Below are 17179 nucleotides of genomic sequence, written 5' to 3'. Positions count from 1 at the left end.
CGTCTGGACTGTCACTCATGCACTCCTCGGTCCGCGGCAGCCACGTCCGACGCGCCGTCAGATATCGCTCGTGCGGCGCAACGCCGGGTCCTTGCGCCGCGTCCACGGCACCCGAACGGCCCCCGCGCGCCGCCCCGCCGCCCCCGGCGAGCGCACCGCCACCCCCGCCGACACCAGCAGCAACGCGCCCAGCATCACGAACGGCGCGGCCACCCCGGCCACTCCCGCCACCAGTCCCGCCCCGGCCGGAGCGGCCACCTGACCCAGCCGGTTGCCGGTCAGCCGCAGGGCGAGCGCGGTGGAACGGGCGCCGTCGGGTGCGGCCTGGACGACCGTCGTCATCGACAGCGGCTGCCCGACCCCCAGGCAGAAGCCGAGCACGGCGAGCATCATGGCCAGCGCCCACACCGGCACCGGCAGCGCGATCCCCCCGCACAGCACCGCCGCCAGGAAGCAGGTCACGGTCAGCAGCGCCGGCCGCCCGAGCAGCCGCAGCAGCGGGGTGAGGACGAGCCGGCAGGCGATCGTCGCTCCCGCCCGCACGCTGAGCAGCACGCCGATCACGGCCGGGGTGATGTCCCGGTGCTGGCCGACCACGGGAAGGTACGCGGTCAGGATGTCGGTCGCGGACAGCACCGAGAGGCTGATCAGCATGCCGGCGGGCACACCCCGGGCCCGGAGGATACGGCCCACCGGCACCCGGTCCCCCGCCGCGGTACGGGACTTGACCGCCGTACGGTCCTCGATGCGCCACAACGACGTGAACGCGACGGCCGCGCCCGCGCCCGCCACCACCAGGGCCAGCGCGCTGCTGCCCGCCATGTCGTGGCCGCCGATCAGTGCACCGGCCGCGATCGGCCCGATCAGCTGGCCGAGCGACGCCCCGATGGTGAAGTGGCCGAAGTTGCGGTCCTGTTCGTGCGGGGCCGACTGGCGGGCCACCAGGGACTGCGCGCCGATCACGAAGCAGAGGTGGCCGAGGCCCATCACCCCGCTCCACAGGGCCATCGCCCAGAGGGAGCCGGCGAGTCCGCTGAGCGCGCAGCCGCCGGAGATCAGTACGACGCCGACGGGCAGCAGGGGTGCGCAGCGGCCGTGGTCGGTGCGGCGGCCGAGGGGTACGGCGGCGAAGAGCGGGAGCAGGGCGTAGACACCCGCGATGACGCCGACGGCCCGTTCGTCGGCGCCGAGGGCGAGCGCCCGGTAGGAGACGGCGGGGCGGGCCATCGACACCGCCCCCTGGGCGAAGCCGAAGGCTATGACGAGACGGAGCAGCCAGCCTCGGTTCCTGCCGGGCGCCATGGTGGGACCTCCCAGTGCTATGTCACATGGTGCTGTGCGCGCGGTGCTGCGGGACCGGTGCCGCGCAACCCGGTGCCGCGCAACACAGTGCTATGTCACATAGTCCCGAACAGGATTCCTGCCCCGAGCACCACCAGCGATGTCGCCGCCGCCCACTTCACGACGAACCGCGTGTGGTCGCCGAACTCGACCTTGGCCATGCCGACCAGGACGTAGACGGCGGGGACGAGCGGGCTGGACATGTGCAGCGGCTGGCCGACGATCGAGGCGCGGGCGATCTCCACGGCGGAGACGCCGTGCGCCTGGCCGGCCTCGGCGAGCACCGGGAGGATGCCGAAGTAGAAGCCGTCGTTCGACATGAAGTACGTGAGGGGGATGCTCAGTACGCCGGTGACGAGGGCCATGTGCGGGCCCATGCCGTCGGGGATGTTGCCGACGAGCCAGTCGGCCATGTGGTCGACCATGCCGGTGCCCTGGAGGACGCCGGTGAAGACGGCGGCGGCGAAGACCATGCCGGAGACGTTGAGGACGTTCTCGGCGTGGGCGGCGATCCGGGCCCGCTGGGCGGGCATCTGCGGGTAGTTGACGGTCAGCGCGAGCGCCGCACCGAGCAGGAACAGCACCGGGATCGGCAGCCACTCCATGATCATGGCGGTGAGCAGGGCGACCGTGAGCAGCGCGTTGAACCAGTACAGCCTGGGGCGCAGGGTCTCGCGGTGCGGGTCGAGGCCCTGGAAGCCGTCGTCCTCGGGCTCGTCGGGGAGGTCCGCGCCGGTTCCGGAGCCCGGACCGCCGGTGCGGGCGGGGGTCTTGCCCGCGACCGCACTCACGAGAACCGTCTCCGGCTCCTCCACCAGCACCTCGTCCAGCGTCAGCACGCCGAGCCGCCTGCGCTCGCGGCGGCCGAGGACGTAGGCGAGGGCGAAGACGAACAGCAGGCCCGTGGCCAGCGCCGGGATCATCGGCACGAAGATGTCGCTCGCGTCCAGCTTGAGCGCGGTCGCGGCGCGGGCGGTGGGGCCGCCCCAGGGCAGGGTGTTCATCACGCCGTTGGCCATCGCGGCGACACCGGTCAGCACGACCATGCTCATCTTCAGGCGCTTGTACAGCGGGTACATCGCCGAGACGGTGATCATGAAGGTGGTGGAGCCGTCGCCGTCGAGCGAGACGATCGCGGCGAGTACGGCCGTACCGACGACGATCCGCAGCGGGTCGGCCTTGCAGAACCTCAGGATCCCCTTGACGACCGGGTCGAAGAGGCCGACGTCGATCATCACGCCGAAGTAGACGATCGCGAACATGAGCATCGCCGCGGTGGGCGCGAGGCTGGTGACGCCGTCGATGACGTAGTCGCCGAGGTGGGCGCCCTTGCCGACGAACACGCAGAACAGCGCGGGGATCAGCACGAGCGCCGCGATCGGCGACATCTTCTTCAGCATGATCAGGACCAGGAAGGTCGCGATCATGGCGAAGCCGAGGATGGTCAGCATGAGTGGATACCTAACGTTCGCCCTTGAACTCCCACCAGGGCCGGCGGTGCGACGACGTTAGGTCGCGTCAAACGTCGTTAACAAGACGTTGACACGCGAGCAATAAGCGCGAAAGTCCAGGTCACGAGGTTGCGGTCACTTCGATGGGGATGCCGTTGAGGACGGCGTTGCCGGACAGCGGGTCGAGCAGGCTGCCGTCGAGGAGCTGGTTGACGTTGACGCCGGGAGCGGTGGCGGCGTGGCTGAGCCGGGTGCCGGGGCGGTTGTGGCCCCAGCCGTGCGGGAGGCTGACGACACCGGGCCGGACGCCGTCGGTGACCTCGGCGGGGGTGACCACCTCGCCGCCGGCGCCCTTGACGCGTACGTCGGCGCCGTCGCGCACGCCGAGCCGTTCGGCGTCCTCGGGGTGGATGTGCAGGGTGCAGCGGTTGGTGCCGCCGGTGAGGGCGGGCACGTTGTGCATCCAGCTGTTGTTGGAGCGCAGGTGGCGGCGGCCGACGAGGACGAGTGCCGCGGGGCTGGTGTCGAGGGCCGCGCGCAGCCGGGGCAGGTCGTCGGCGATCGGCCGCGCCAGCAGTTCGACCTTGCCGCTCCTGGTCTTCAGCGGCTGCGGGAGGCGGGAGGTGAGGGGCCCGAGGTCGATGCCGTGCGGGTGGGCGAGCAGCTGCTCCAGGGTGAGCCCGTCGGGCCGGACGCCGAAGCCGTCGCCGTAGGGGCCGAGGCGCAGCATGAGGTCGAGCCGGCGCTCGGGGCCGGTGTCCCCGGTGAGCAGGCCGGCGAGTTCCTGCGGGTCCCGGCCGTGCACGGGCGAGTGGGTCTCCCGGACCGCCTTCCCGAGGGTCTGGCCGATGACCATGTCGTCCACGGCGGACGGTTCGGCGCCGTGCATGCCGCCGGCCGCGAGGATCAGGCGGGCCAGGATCTCGCTCTCGGCCATCCGGCCGGGCTCCAGCGGGACGGCGGGGCGGGAGTAGCGGACCTGGTTGCGTACGGCGAGGGTGTTGAAGGCGAAGTCGTGGTGCGGGCTCTGCGAGGGCGGCGGCGGGGGCAGCACGACGTCGGCGTGGCGGGCGGTCTCGTTGAGGTAGGGGTCGACACTGACCATGAAGTCGAGGGAGCCCAGGGCCTTGTCGAGGCGGTCGCCGTCGGGCGCGGAGAGTACCGGGTTGGTGGCGACGGCGATGAGCGCCCGGATCGGCTCGCCCTCCGCGGTCGCGGTGTCGATCTCCTCGGCGAGCGCGGAGAGCGGCAACTCGCCCTTCGCCTCGGGGTGTTGGCTGACCCGGGAGTGCCAGCGGCCGAGCGCGAAGCCGCGGCCGGGTCCGGCGGGTCGCGGGGTCCGGTCGGTGGCGGCCTGCGGGAAGAGCGCGCCGCCGGGCCGGTCGAGGTTGCCGGTGAGGATGTTGAGGACGTCGACGAGCCAGCTGGCGAGGGTGCCGTGCGGGACGGTGCAGCTGCCGATCCGGCCGTATACGGCGGCGGTGGGAGCGGCGGCGAGTTCGCGGGCGAGGACGCGGATCGTGCCGGCGTCGACGTCGGTGGCGTGGGCGACCGCGTCCGGGGTGAAGTCGCCCAGTTCGGCCCGGAGTTCGTCGAGTCCCTCGACGTGCGGGGCGAGGTGCCCCAGGTCCACCAGGCCGTCCTCGAAGAGGACCTGGGCCATCGCGGCGAGCAACAGGGCGTCGGTACCGGGCCGGATGGCGATGTGCCGGTCGGCGAGCTTCGCGGTGCGGGTGCGGCGCGGGTCGATGACGGTGAGGGTGCCGCCGCGGGCCTTGAGCGCCTTGAGCTTGCCGGGGAAGTCGGGGGCGGTGCACAGACTGCCGTTGGACTCCAGGGGGTTGGCGCCGATGAGGAGGAGGTGGTCGGTGTGGTCGAGGTCGGGCACCGGTATCGCGTTGGCGTCGCCGAAGAGCAGTCCGCTGGAGACGTGCTTGGGCATCTGGTCGACCGTCGACGCGGTGAAGACGCTGCGGGTGCCGAGGGCGCCGACCAGGACCTGCGGGTAGAGGCCGCCGGCCACGGTGTGCACGTTGGGGTTGCCGAGGACGACCCCGACGGAGTCCGCGCCGTACCGCTCGACGACGCCCCGCACCCCGGCGGCCACCGCGTCGAAGGCCTCCGCCCAGGTGGCCTCGCGCAGTTCGCCGTCCCTGCGGACCAGGGGGGTGCGCAGCCGGTCGGGGTCGCCGTCGACGGCGCCGAAGGAGGCGCCCTTCGGGCAGATGAACCCCTTGCTGAACACGTCGTCGCGGTCCCCGCGGGCGCCGGTGACGCGGGTGCCCTCGACGGTGAGGGTCAGGCCGCAGGTGGCCTCGCACAGGGGGCAGATGCGGAGGGCGGTGCGGGGCATGGGGGCCTCCCGGGAGTCGCGGAACTCGAGCCGAGCATACCGATCGGTATGTCGCGTGGGGAGTCCCTTCCGAGGACGAGGTCTCAGTCGAAGAGGATGATTCCGTTGCGGGTGCCGACGACGAGTTCGCCATGGGGGCCGGTGGCGAGGGCGGTGCACGGGGAGGGAAGCTCCACTTCGCAGTGGATGACGCCGGTGCGGGTGCCCAGGACGACCACCGCGTCCCCGCACGCCACTGCGTAGGACAGGCCGTCAGGCAGGAGGGCGGCCTGGTCGACCTCCAACCGCGTGACGTGCTCGTGAGCCACGGGCGGCGGAGTCGGCGGACGACGGTACAGGCGGCGCCCGCCGGTGGCGGGACGATGCCGGGGCGGGCGCTCGTCGGGACGCGTGAAGCGGGGCAGCAGGGCCTCCCACGCGATGATGCGGGTGTGGTGCCCCCCGGTCACCAGGAGTTCGTCACCACCCGGCCCCGTCAGGGCGAACGCCTCGGTCATGTCCAGCCCGTGCAGGACCGCCCAGCGGCGGGTCGACGTGTCCAGCACCCGTACGCCCACCCCGTGGACGTGGACCAGGACGAGCAACCGGCCCGCGCAGCGCACCGCGCGTACCGCGCCGATGTCAGCCTCCTCCGACTCGGCCGCACACGGCTGGTCGTGCCGGGGTCCGCTGGCGATGTCGTGGACGGCGACATGGTGGTCGGCGCGGGTGCCGTAGGCCAGGGGATTGGGCCGGGCGTCCCAGACCGCGAGGGAGAGAAGTGCCTGGGCGTCCGGGCCGTCCGGGAGCACGGCCAGCCGTACCCGCTCCCGGCGCTGGTGCGGCACGGGCGTGACCAGGGGCCGTCCCGCGGAGGGGACGGCTCCGCCGGCGTCGAAGTCCCAGTACTCCAGCAGGCCGTCGGTGCCTCGGGCGAACAGCAGCGGGCGGACCGCCCGGCCGGGCGACCGCCAGGCGACGGTGGCGAGTTGCTCCACGCCGCCGTCACCGACCGGGCGCAGCCGCCGCACCAGCGCCCCGGTCTCGCCGTCCCGTATCTGGAGCGACCCGTCGGCGCTCCCCGCGACCACCGCCAGGCCCCCGCCCCCGTCCAGGGCCACCGCCGCCACCGCGGACACGGGCCGTACGGCGTCCAGCAGTTCCACCGCGCGCCGGCCCTCGGGGGTCTCCCGTACCTGCCAGACCTGTCCCGCCTCGTCGCCGCAGAGCAGTCCGTCTCGGGTGGCGTGCAGCGAGCCGACGGGCTGCGGCATCCGCCGCTCCCAGCCGTCGTCCAGGCACACCAGCCGGGAGTCGGTGCCGCAGCCGAAGAGCCGGCCGCCGGCATGGGACAGGGCGAGGACCGTGCCCCGGTGTGCGGCGCGGGCCGGTCCGAGCGGCCGGTACCCCGGCAGCGACCACTCCTGCACGGAGCCGTCGAACGCGCCGGCCGCCAGCCGCCCCGAGCCGTCGGGGGTGAGGGCGAGCGCCGTGAGCCACACCGGCTCCTCCGGGTCCGGCCCCAGCGCGTACATCCGCCCCGCGCCCACATCCCAGCAGGCGAGCCGGCCGGATCCGGTTCCGACGACCACCACGTCCCGGCCCCGGATCCGGCCGGCCGTGACGGCGGTGACGATTTCGGGAAGGGTGAACTCCTGCTCGGCCACCGGGAGTCCGTCGCGCAGCACGAGCACCGCGACCCGGCCGCCGTGCTCGCCGGTGACCACGAGGGACCGGCCGTCCGCGGTGTGTCCGATGGCGGCACAGCCGATCAGCGGGACCTCCCAGAGGCCCGGGTCGAGGACCCGGCGGCGCCACAGTTCATGCGGCCGGTCCAGGTCCCAGCAGCGGATCCGGGCATCCTCACCGACCGTGACCAGCGCCGGCGCACCGCCCGGGCCACGGATCTCCCCGGCAGCCAGCAGCGGGCCCTGGTGCGCGGTGATCTGCACCGAATCGGCGGCGTGGACGGAGGGCCAGAACCGTACGACCCCGTCGGAACCCCCCGCGCAGACCGTGCCGCCCGCCGCGCAGACGGCCGCGGCGGCGTGTCTGCGGACCTGGCCGCCCACCCGCTCCCCGGACACCAGGTCGTAGAGCTGGAGGCCGCTGTTGTTCCCCTGGACGGAGACGCAGGCGGTGGGTCCGAGGTCGAAGGCGGCCACCCGGCTCGCGGTGCCGGGATCGACGCGCAAGGGCAGACCGGTCGGACGGCCGCTGTCCAGGTCGATCCGGTGCAACTGGCCGTCGGCCGTGACCACGGCGACGATCCACTGCCGGCCGACCCGGTGTACCGCGAAGGACGCGACGGCGGAGGTGCTCCTCAGCAGGGTCCGCAGGGGCTTGCCGGCCGTGAAGGAGGAGAGCCGGACCGTGCGGTCCTCGCCGGCGGTGACCAGGAGAGCACCCTGGGGATGGCCGGTGACCAGCTCGATCCGGGTGACCGGTCCCTCGTGTCCGGGGTGCACCTCGAAGTCCGTTGCCCCGCTGCCGATGTTGAACCACACCACCTCCCCGCCCTCGAGTCCGAGGAGCAGCGACGACGTCGGCAGCCCGGACGGCGCCGCGCAGGTGGTGATCCGGGATCCCAGGCCTGCGCCGTCGACCGAGAAGAGGAACTCGGCCGCCAGTTCCTCCGCGCGTTCCTCCCAGTCCCTGATCTCGAAGTCCCACAGCGCCCGGCGCTGTCCGCGCGTCAGCGGTGGGTGTGCGCGGACGCCGCCGAGCTTGTAGACGAGCAGCCTGCCGTCACGGAGCCGCAGCACCGCCGTTGCGGCCTCGCCGTCGGCATCCGCCAGCACGGCCACCTCCGACGGCGACTCCGGAACGCGCCGCTCCGGTTCGGTGTCCGTCGGGGCGGGCGGCAGCAGCCAGGTCCGACGCCCGTAAGCCGTCCACAGGTAGAGCAGGCGTGCGTAGTTCTTCGTGACGACCTTCTCCTGCTCGACCGCCGGGCGGGTGGTCCAGGTCAGGCCGGCCGCCGCACCCTCCACCTGGGGTGTCACCGTGATCGTCCACGCGGACGGGTCGCCCCGCTGCGGGTGCACCTGGTGCCAGGTGCCCCGGTCCAGCTCACACCACATCGCCCCGTCCCAGGGCGACAGGTCCAGGAACCGGGCACCGTACCGGTGGGGCACCACCACCCCGTTGCCGACCCCGAACATCATCCCCGCGTACCGCCGGTTCCCCTCGTGCGGGTTCCACGCCGCCCAGCGGGCCCGCCACGGAAGCGCGCCCTCTCCGGTGTCGCAGGAGTCCGCCAGGGCCTGCGCCTTGCGGCACACCGCCGCCAGCCGCAGCCTCGCCCGGATCTCCGGGTCCGCGCCCGCGCCCTCCCGGTGCCGCAGCCGCTCCTCCAGGTCCCGTACCGCCTGGCCGGCGCGGCGGCCTTCGGGGGTGCGCAGGCCGGGCAGGGCGGCGAGCAGCGGGCCCGGTTCGGCGCCCAGCACGAAGGCCGCGTCCTGGACGAGCGGGTCCAGGACCCCGCCCTCGCCGGCATGCAGCGCCAAGTAGCGGCGGGCATAAGGGTGTTCGATGTCCCGCAGCACCCGCGTCACCGTGCGCTGGATCGCCGCCGCGTCCCGACCCTCACGCAGGTATTCGATGAGCGCCCGGTGGTAGACCCGGTACACCGACCCGCCGCTCTCGACGCTCTCCACGACGTACGACCCAGCCGCCTGCCGCAGCCACACGATGTGTTCGTCGCCGTACCGCTCGCCGGTGAGCGCCGCGGCCAGCCGTGGCCAGACGCCGGCCCAGGGCAGGCCGGCACCCTGCGTGTAGGCGAGCGGGAGGAGCAGGTCACGGGCCTGACGAGCCAACGGACCGAGGCGCTGCACCAGGTCGCGTTCCATCGCCTCGCCGGGCAGTCGCGGAAGCTCGTCGCGCCATCGCCGGTCGTACGGATCCGGTGGGCGGCGCTCGCGGGCGATGGTGCGCGCGGTGATCCGGGCGACCAGGAAGGAACGGCCGGCGGCCTCCGCGACCGCCTCCGCGATCGCGTCCACCAGCCGGGGCGCGGCGGCCTTGAGGACCGAGCCGTCGACGCACAGCAGCTTGCGGGTGTAGGCGCGGACGGCGTCCGGGTCGCCGTACCGCTCGGAGTCGAGGTCGATGCGCGGGCTGGCGGCGGTCAAGCGGGCGGCGACGTGCGGGCGGGCGCCGATCAGCAGGCGCAGCTGGAGCCGGCGTTCGGGGTCGGTGAGGGGGAGGAACAGTTCGTCGACGGCCTCGTGCGGGGCCAGCGCCTCGTCCAGCGAGTCGACCAGGACGACGAGCGGGCGGGTCCTGGTCTGCAGGTGCGCGGTGAGTGCCCCGAGGGAGTCGGCGGCGCAGCCGGCGGCCGCCGACAGGGCGTCCAGGAGCTCGCGGGTGGAGAGGTGGCTCGCGTTGATGCGGACGTCCACGTCGCCGGGGCGGGGCAGCAGCGCGGGCAGCCCGGCGCGGGGTACGGACCCGCTGCGGTGGTCGTCGGTGAGGACGGCCACCATGCCGAGCAGCGAGGACTTGCCGGACCCGGGGTCCCCGGTGACCACACACAGGCGTTCCCCGACGCGGCGGGGGTCGAGCCAGGTGGTGATGTCGCCCAGTGCCGCGTGGCGGCCGGTGAAGTCCCAGACGTCCTCGGTGGGCACGTCGGTGCCGCGGGCGCGGGGCATGAAGAACTCCCGCATGTCCTGGTCGCGGGCGCCACGTTCACGGGCGCCGAGGTCGACGATGCGGTCGATCTCCTCCAGCTTGAGCCCGGCGGAGTCGGGCACGTGCCGGGGGTTGGGGAGGAAGGCCGGGATGTCGCCGGTGGCGTGGGTGAGGGACCAGACCGGGCGCTGGGCGGCGGGGACCTCAGGGTCGCTGCGGATGGCCGCCATGACGTGTTCGAGACTGATGTGGGCGGGCGCGTGCCCGGCGGTGGCGGTACGGCGCACGGCCCGGTCGAAGGCCGCTGACAGGGCGCCGGTGTATGCCTCCTCCTTGCGGCGCGAGGACGAGACGAGGACCAGGCCGGTGGTGCCGTACTCGGTGACGGGCTCCCGGAAGCGGCGGGCCTCCAGCGCCCCGCGCAGTGCCCTGTCGGCACCCTCTTCGGAGTAGCAGGCGTCGATCAGCACCAGGAGCCGCTCGACGGGGGTGTCCTCCCAGAGCTGGGCGACCAGGTCCTCGGTCGGCAGGGCGGTGCCGCGCAGATCGCGTGTGTCGCTGTCGTGCAGCAGCAGGTAGTGGCGTCCGCTGTGCTCGGCGGTGACGCCGTGCGTGGCGAGGTAGAGGACCACGTAGTCCTCCGGGCCGCGGTCCGGGGCGGTGGCGAACGCCCGCAGCGCGTCCTGGAGTTGGCGGCGGGTCGGGTCGAGGGCGAGGTCCGCGCCCCGGCGGTAGCCGAGCGGTCCGAGGAAGAGTTCCTCGATCCGGCGTACGTCGTCGGCCAGTTCGGCGCGTTCCGCCTCGGGGTGCGCGGCGACGGAGGTGACGGCGGCGGCGATGAGGAAACGGCGCGAAGCACCCACGGGGGTGCCGGCGGCCGTCGCCTCAGCGGGGCCCGGCGCCGCGCCCACGGTCCGCCGCCCGGCGTCTGTCGCTCATGCCCCGGCCTCCCCCGTGTCCCGGCAGGCCTCCTCCACCGCCCGGCCCGCCTCGGCGGTGTTGAGATACCGCGTCGCGTCATGGGCCCGTGCCCCGTTGTGGACCACCTGACACCTGACCCGCTCGCCGAACAGCGGCCGCAGGTCCTTCACCAGGGCGACGACGTCACCCTCGTCCGCGAGATTGGTCCAGTGCCGTACGGATCCCGGCCAGTCGCCGGGCGAGCCCGTGGTGCCGACGCGCAGCCGGTCGAAGACGAGGTTGCGGATGCCCAGCGGCGAGCCCAGCGTCAGCAGGGCGCGCACCGGCAGGTCCGGGTGGGCGCACAGTGCCTCGTAGGCGACGACGCTGCCCAGGGAGTGGCCCACGACCACCCGGGTGCGGTCCGTGATCGCGTCGGCGACCCGCTGCTGGACGGCGTCGCGCAGCTCCGGGTCGCACAGGTAGCGGCGGACCTGCCTGAGGTCGAGGACCAGGCTGCGGAGCGCGACACCGGCGAAGAACCGGGAACGGCTGAGGGCGTCCAGGGCGCGCTGCACGGCCCGCGGGGTGCGGGCCAGGGTACGGGAGTCGGGCGGCAGCACCGCGGTGTCCGTGCGGGCCGCCTCCGCCCACCACGCCAGCAGCAGTTCGGTCTCGATGCCGTCCTGGACGTCGGAGGCGTCCAGGGGCGGGTCGCCGAGTGCGAGGGTGCGGCCCGGCGGACGGAACAGGTCGCCGTAGAAGACACAGCGCACGTCGTCCGCCGCGAGGGCGGTGGCGGCGCCGGCCCGCAGCAGGCCGTCGGACAGTGCGGGGTGCCAGGAGCCCCGCAACTCCCGCTCCCCCGTGTGCTGTTGCCCTATGCCGTGGATGCAGACCACCCGAGCCATGGCGTTCCCCCCGTGCGCGACCCAAGCGTGGGCTCACCTTAGCAACGGCACGGCCTCGGGACCCCGGTCAGTCCAGCAACCGCGCCAGATACGCCCGCAGCAGCTCGCGGGTCTCCGTGATGATCGACTCGTCGCCCTCCGGGGCCATCCGGAAGGACAGGTGGACCAGGGCGTCGGCGGTCTCCACCGCCACCAGGAAGGTGCGGCGCAGCGCGTCGTCGGGGGCGCGGCCGATGTACGCCGCCAGCAGGTCGGTCAGCCGGTCGGCCACCCGGTGGTTCGGCTCCGCGTCGCGGGCGCCGACCGGGATCTGGTTGCCGAAGTCGACGAGGGAGAAGCCGGGGGCGGTGCGCTTCATGGCCAGGTACTCGTCGAGCACCGCGTCCATCGCCGCCCGCCAGTCGCCCTTCGGGGCTTCCTTCAGGCGCTCGGTGACGCGCTCGGAGTAGCGCTCCAGGTTGCGCTGGGCGAGGGCGTCGGCCATCTGCCGCTTGTTGCCGAAGAAGCGGTAGACCGAGCCGATGGGCACCCCGGCGCGCACCGCGACGGCCCGGGTGCTCAGTTCGTCGTAGCCCACCTCGTCGAGGAGGTCGGCACAGGCGTCGAGGATCCTGGTCAGCCGTTCGGCGCTGCGGCGCTGCACGGGCGCTTTGCGAAGCGATGTCGCTGGGGGCACGGGCTTCATGATGCCTTTCCGCCGGGATCAGGTGAACCTCGCCCCCCAGTACGCGGACGGATGGCCCGTACACTCACCCGGCGTCCGGGCTGCTCGCGCCGCTGCCGGTGGGGGACGCGGCCCCCGATGCAGGCGGTGTCGCCGTCTCCGCGCCCGACGCCGTGACGTCCGCCGTGCTCTCCACCGGCTTGCCGTGCACGGCCCACACCGTGCCGTCGTCCGCGTAGAGCCGGGCGGTGATGTGGTGGGTGCCGTGCGGGACCAGGCCGGCGGGCAGGTGGAACGTGGGGGTGCGCAGCCGCGTCACCAGGCCGCCGTCCACGAAGAGGTAGGCGAGGCCGCGGCCGGCGACCGCCTTCGCGGCGGTGGCCGCCGGGGAGAAGCGGAAGCGCCGCACGTCGAGCCGGACGTCCCAGCCGCCGGCCGCGTCGGGGGTGACCACCGTGTCCACCTCGGGCGCCTGCTTCTTGTCCAGCTCGCGGTAGTGGCGCCCGCCCTCGTCCGTGTGGTCGAGGATCTTGCCCACCGGTGAGGGCGACTCCGCCCCGCGCCCGTGCGTCTCCCCGGTCCCGCACCCCGCCGCGGCGACCAGTAACAGCACGCAGACCGCGAGCGCACCCGGCAGTCCACGCGTCCACGACATGCCCGGAGCGTAGAACAGCGCGCCGGCGACCGGATCCCCCTGAAGTCGGGTTTCCCGCCGTCCCCCGCCGGGATGATCCCGGCCCTCTTGCACCCGATCCCGCGCAATCCTACGGTGATACATAGGAATCGATGGCCGGCAGTTCCAGCGGGTTCAGGGAGCGATCATGAGCGATGGGGTCACCTCCCGCGCGAGCGAGTTCGAGCGCGGGAAGGCGCGGAAGACCGCCGAGGGGCTGTCGTACCTCTCCGGGTTCGGCAACGAGCACTCCTCGGAGGCGGTGCCGGGCGCCCTGCCCGAGGGCCGCAACGCCCCGCAGCGCGCCCCCCTCGGCCTGTACGCGGAGCAGCTCAGCGGTACGGCCTTCACCGAGCCGCGGGCCCACAACCGCCGCTCCTGGCTGTACCGGATCCGCCCCTCGGCCGCCCACCCGGCGTTCACCCGCGCCGCCGACAACGGCGGACTGCGCACCGCCCCCTTCACGGAGCTCGCCCCGGACCCGAACCGGCTGCGCTGGAACCCCCCGCCGGAGCCGTTGCCCGGCACGGACTTCCTGGCCGGCCTGTGGACCCTGGGCGGCAACGGCGACGCCACCCAGCGCACCGGCATGGCCGTGCACCTCTACCACGCCGACGCCACCATGGAGCGGATCTTCTCCGACGCGGACGGCGAGCTGCTCATCGTCCCGGAGCGCGGCGGACTGCTGCTGCGCACGGAGTTCGGCCTGCTGCATGTGGAACCGGGACAGGTGGCGCTGATCCCCCGTGGGGTCCGCTTCCGTGTGGAGCTGCTGGATGCCACGGCCCGGGGCTATGTGTGCGAGAACTACGGCTCGCCGTTCCGCCTCCCCGACCTCGGCCCGATCGGCGCCAACGGACTGGCCAACGCCCGGGACTTCCTGGCCCCCGTCGCCGCCTACGAGGACATCGAGGGCCCGGTGGAGGTGGTCAACAAGTTCTGCGGCAACCTGTGGACCGCCACCTACGACCACTCCCCGCTGGACGTGGTCGCCTGGCACGGCACACATGTGCCGTACGCCTACGATCTCCGGCGTTTCAATGTGATCGGCTCCATCTCGTACGACCACCCCGATCCGTCGATCTTCACGGTGCTGACGTCCCCGTCCGACACCCCGGGCCTTGCGGGCGTCGACTTCGTGGTCTTCGCGCCGCGCTGGCTGGTGGGCGAGAACACCTTCCGGCCGCCGTACTTCCACCGGAACGTGATGAGCGAGTACATGGGGCTCGTCGAGGGGGCGTACGACGCCAAGGCGGAGGGCTTCGTGCCGGGCGGCGGGTCGCTGCACAACATGATGTCGGCGCACGGTCCGGACCGGGAGACGTTCGACCGGGCGAGCACGGCCGAGTTGAAGCCCCAGAAGGTGGACGACGGCCTGGCATTCATGTTCGAGACCCGCTGGCCGGTGACGCTCACTCCGCAGGCGGCGACCGCCGGGCACCTCCAGCGGCGCTACGACGACGTGTGGCAGGGCCTGGAACGCCACTTCCGCCCCTTGCACTGAAGATCCCTCACCGGTACGGATGGCCCGTGACCTCCTTCGCCCCGGACTCGATCGTCCTGAACCGCAAGCTGCCGCTCTGGTACCAGGTGTCGCAGTCGCTGCGCGCCTCGATACTCGGCCGCTCGCCGCAGGACCCGCTCCGGCTGCCCACCGAGGAACAGCTGGCGGAGCACTACGGCGTCAGCGTGCTGACCATGCGGCAGGCGCTGAAGGAGCTGGAGGACGAGGGACTGATCAGCCGGCACCGGCGCCGCGGCACCTTCATCGAACCGGACGCCCGGCGCGGCGCCCCGGTACGGCTGCTGGGCTCGGTGGACGCGATCGTGGCCCAGCAGTCGGGGATGACGGCGCGGCTGCTGGACCACGGCACGGTGCCCGTCACCGGCGAACTCACCGAGTACTTCCCGGATCTCGCGGAGGTGGCGGCGTACCACCGCCTGCGCAGTGACGAGCAGACCGGTGAGCCCACCAACCACGCCCGCAACCACGTCCGCCCCGAACTCGCCGCGCGCATCGACCCCGAGGACCTCGCCCGGTGGCCGATGACCAGGGTGCTCCGGGACGTCGTCGGCGCGGACATCAGCCGGATCACGGACACGGTGGAGGCCCGGCTGGCCGACCCGGAGACCGCCCGGCTGCTCCAGGTCCCCCTCCTCAGCCCGATCCTGCACTACACGGGCGTCACCTACGACACCGCCGGCCGGGTCCTGGACCTGGCGGTCATCCACTACCGGGGCGACCGTTTCTCCTTCACGGTCACCCTCGACGCCACCTGAACTCGTCGTACGATGCCGGGCGTGACGCACGACGACGCTCCGCTGCTGGCGGACCTCATGCCGTGGTCCGTCGCACCGCTACGGCTCGGCCGGGGGTGGCCGACGGCCCCCGTCCCGGCGACCCTGAAGGCCCGCTGGGAGGCTCTCCTCAGGGCCGAGGGCACCGACCGGGAGACGTTGTTCGAGCCGACGCGCGCCCGGACGGTCCATTCGGCGGTGGCCCAGCTACCGGGCCGGCCGACCGGCACGGAGCGGCTGGCGCAGGCCACCGGCCCCTGCCCGGACCCGGTCCGGGTCCTCTGCGCCCCCTTCGACGAACAGTGGCTGCTCCCGGACCACCGCCTGATCGACGCGGCCCGCCCGGAGTTGTGGCGGGTGGCCGACGACCACCAGATCTTCGCGGTGGAATCGGCGGAGGGCATGCCGTTGCTGACGACCTCCGTCCTGCCCACCCTGCGCGCGGGCCGGATCCGCCCGCTGTACCGCCGGCCGGGGGGCGCGGAACCGAACCTGGCCCCGGGCCTGGCGGCCTACCTGGCCGGCCGGCTGGACCGGGCCGTCACCCCGCCGGACATCCTGGCCTGGGCCCTGGCGGCGATCCGCACCGACCACACCGTCCCGCTCACCGAGGACCCCGACCTCTGGTCGAGCGGCGTGGCACTGGGCCACCGAGCCCTGTGGCTCATGCGCCGGGACGGCGAACGCCCCAAACTCCCGGGCGGCCGCCGCCCCTACGTCCGGGCCCCGCTCCCCGCCCGCCCCCTGACGATCCGCTACGACGCCGAGGAGGAGGCCCTCCACCTGGACGAGGGCCGCATCTCCCCGGTGCCACCGCAGGCGTGGGACTTCAGGACGGGTGAGGCACGGGTCCTGGAGGCGTGGTTCACCACCCGCACCCAGCAGGCGGAACCCGGCACCCTGTCGGCGATCGCCCCCACGACCTGGCCACAGCAGCAGACCTCGGAACTGCTGGAACTGATCACGGTCCTGACCCTGTTGGCGGACGTCCGCACGCAGCGGACCGAGCTGGAGATCAAGTCTCCGATCACGGCAGCCGACCTGACGGCAGCGGGCGTACTCCCACCCCCGGACACGTCCCGCAAACCAGCGTCGATCCTGGAGCACACGGAAGAAGGCCCAGCGGGTCAACTGACGCTGCTCTGACCGACCTTGTTTCAGGGGCGCGGGGCTGTATTTGATTTGCGGCTGCCGCCGCGTGGGCGCGACCAGCCCCCACGCACCCGCAGCTTCCCACTACGCGAACCCACCCAGAACCCTCTCCAGCATCCGCCTGAAAACGGCCTCCATGTCAACCGGCCCCGAGCCCTCCGCGAACGCCGCCGCCATCCGCGGATACGCCCCCGAGGCGATCTGCCCCCCGAGATAACCGACCCGCACCGCGTTCTCCTGCGCCTCCGACCACGGCAGACCGCGAACCCGCTCGGCCGTGTCGATCTCGTTCCGCACATAGGTCGTCACCACACCGTTCAGCATGGCGATGAGCTCAAGCTTCGTGCCGTAGGACGCGTCCAGCGGATCCAGGCAGGCCAGACAGTGCTCCAGATACCGCAGAGCATGGGGGCTGAACCCGTAGACCGGTGACATCAGACGCGGCACCCAGGGATGCCGGTGCATCAACCCCCGCGTCTGCTCGGCGACCCGCATCATGTCGGCCCGCCAGTCCCCCGTCGGCTCCCACAGCTCGTGCTCCGCGCCGACCGCGTCAAACATCAGCTCGTACAGGTCCTCCTTGCGCGGGACGTAGTTGTACAGGGACATCGTCCCGCACCCCACCGCGGCCGCCACGTGCCGCATCGACACGGCGTCCAGCCCCTGCTCGTCGGCGATCCGTACCGCGACCGCCGCGATGTCGGCGCGGGTGAACGCCGGCTTCGGCCCCCGCCCGGTCCGCTCGGGGCGTGCCCAGATCACCTCGGGTTCGACCCCTCGGACTGCCATCGATCATCACCTCGCCCACCATGCTAGTTA

The 17179-nt window shown here is 73.2% G+C and carries 11 protein-coding genes; 3 read left to right on the top strand and 8 right to left on the bottom strand.

Features of this window, described 5'->3' with window-relative positions; all coding sequences use genetic code 11:
- Positions 1–57: 57 nt before the first annotated feature.
- From ACWGKQ_RS25305 to ACWGKQ_RS25275, 7 genes are all read right to left on the bottom strand, one after another.
- Complete coding sequence (locus tag ACWGKQ_RS25305; protein WP_453294219.1) at positions 58–1302, bottom strand: MFS transporter; 1245 nt, start codon at positions 1300–1302, stop codon at positions 58–60.
- A gap of 95 nt (positions 1303–1397) precedes the next feature.
- Complete coding sequence (locus ACWGKQ_RS25300; RefSeq protein ID WP_453294218.1) at positions 1398–2792, bottom strand: CitMHS family transporter; 1395 nt, start codon at positions 2790–2792, stop codon at positions 1398–1400.
- Between the two features lie 121 nt (positions 2793–2913).
- The gene (locus tag ACWGKQ_RS25295; protein ID WP_453294217.1) at positions 2914–5145 is read right to left on the bottom strand and encodes a molybdopterin oxidoreductase family protein; all 2232 of its coding nucleotides are present in this window, start codon (positions 5143–5145) and stop codon (positions 2914–2916) included.
- An 83-nt stretch (positions 5146–5228) separates the two neighbouring features.
- Complete coding sequence (locus ACWGKQ_RS25290; RefSeq protein WP_453294216.1) at positions 5229–10625, bottom strand: caspase family protein; 5397 nt, start codon at positions 10623–10625, stop codon at positions 5229–5231.
- 72 nt (positions 10626–10697) lie between these two features.
- A complete protein-coding gene (locus ACWGKQ_RS25285; protein ID WP_453294215.1) occupies positions 10698–11573 on the bottom strand; it encodes a hypothetical protein in 876 nt (291 codons plus the stop codon).
- Positions 11574–11640: 67 nt separating this feature from the next.
- Complete coding sequence (locus ACWGKQ_RS25280; protein ID WP_453294214.1) at positions 11641–12258, bottom strand: TetR family transcriptional regulator; 618 nt, start codon at positions 12256–12258, stop codon at positions 11641–11643.
- A gap of 64 nt (positions 12259–12322) precedes the next feature.
- On the bottom strand, positions 12323–12892 hold the full coding sequence (locus ACWGKQ_RS25275) for a hypothetical protein (protein ID WP_453294213.1): 570 nt from the start codon (positions 12890–12892) through the stop codon (positions 12323–12325).
- Positions 12893–13058: 166 nt separating this feature from the next.
- Between ACWGKQ_RS25275 and hmgA the strand changes: the two genes are divergently transcribed.
- The 3 genes from hmgA to ACWGKQ_RS25260 are packed head-to-tail and all read left to right on the top strand — an operon-like array spanning position 13059 to position 16354.
- On the top strand, positions 13059–14414 hold the full coding sequence (hmgA, locus tag ACWGKQ_RS25270; RefSeq protein WP_453294212.1) for a homogentisate 1,2-dioxygenase: 1356 nt from the start codon (positions 13059–13061) through the stop codon (positions 14412–14414).
- Between the two features lie 26 nt (positions 14415–14440).
- Positions 14441–15190, top strand: a complete 750-nt coding sequence (locus ACWGKQ_RS25265; protein ID WP_453294211.1) for a GntR family transcriptional regulator — start codon at positions 14441–14443, stop codon at positions 15188–15190.
- Positions 15191–15202: 12 nt separating this feature from the next.
- Entirely contained in the window at positions 15203–16354 is a 1152-nt protein-coding gene (locus ACWGKQ_RS25260) for a type ISP restriction/modification enzyme (RefSeq protein ID WP_453294210.1), read from the top strand.
- Positions 16355–16444: 90 nt separating this feature from the next.
- On the opposite strand, the gene ACWGKQ_RS25255 is transcribed toward ACWGKQ_RS25260, so the two are convergent.
- On the bottom strand, positions 16445–17149 hold the full coding sequence (locus ACWGKQ_RS25255; RefSeq protein ID WP_453294209.1) for a TetR/AcrR family transcriptional regulator: 705 nt from the start codon (positions 17147–17149) through the stop codon (positions 16445–16447).
- Between the last annotated feature and the right edge of the window lie 30 nt (positions 17150–17179).

Source organism: Streptomyces sp. NPDC054770 (assembly GCF_053611985.1).
This window is presented reverse-complemented; position numbering and strand designations above follow the sequence as displayed.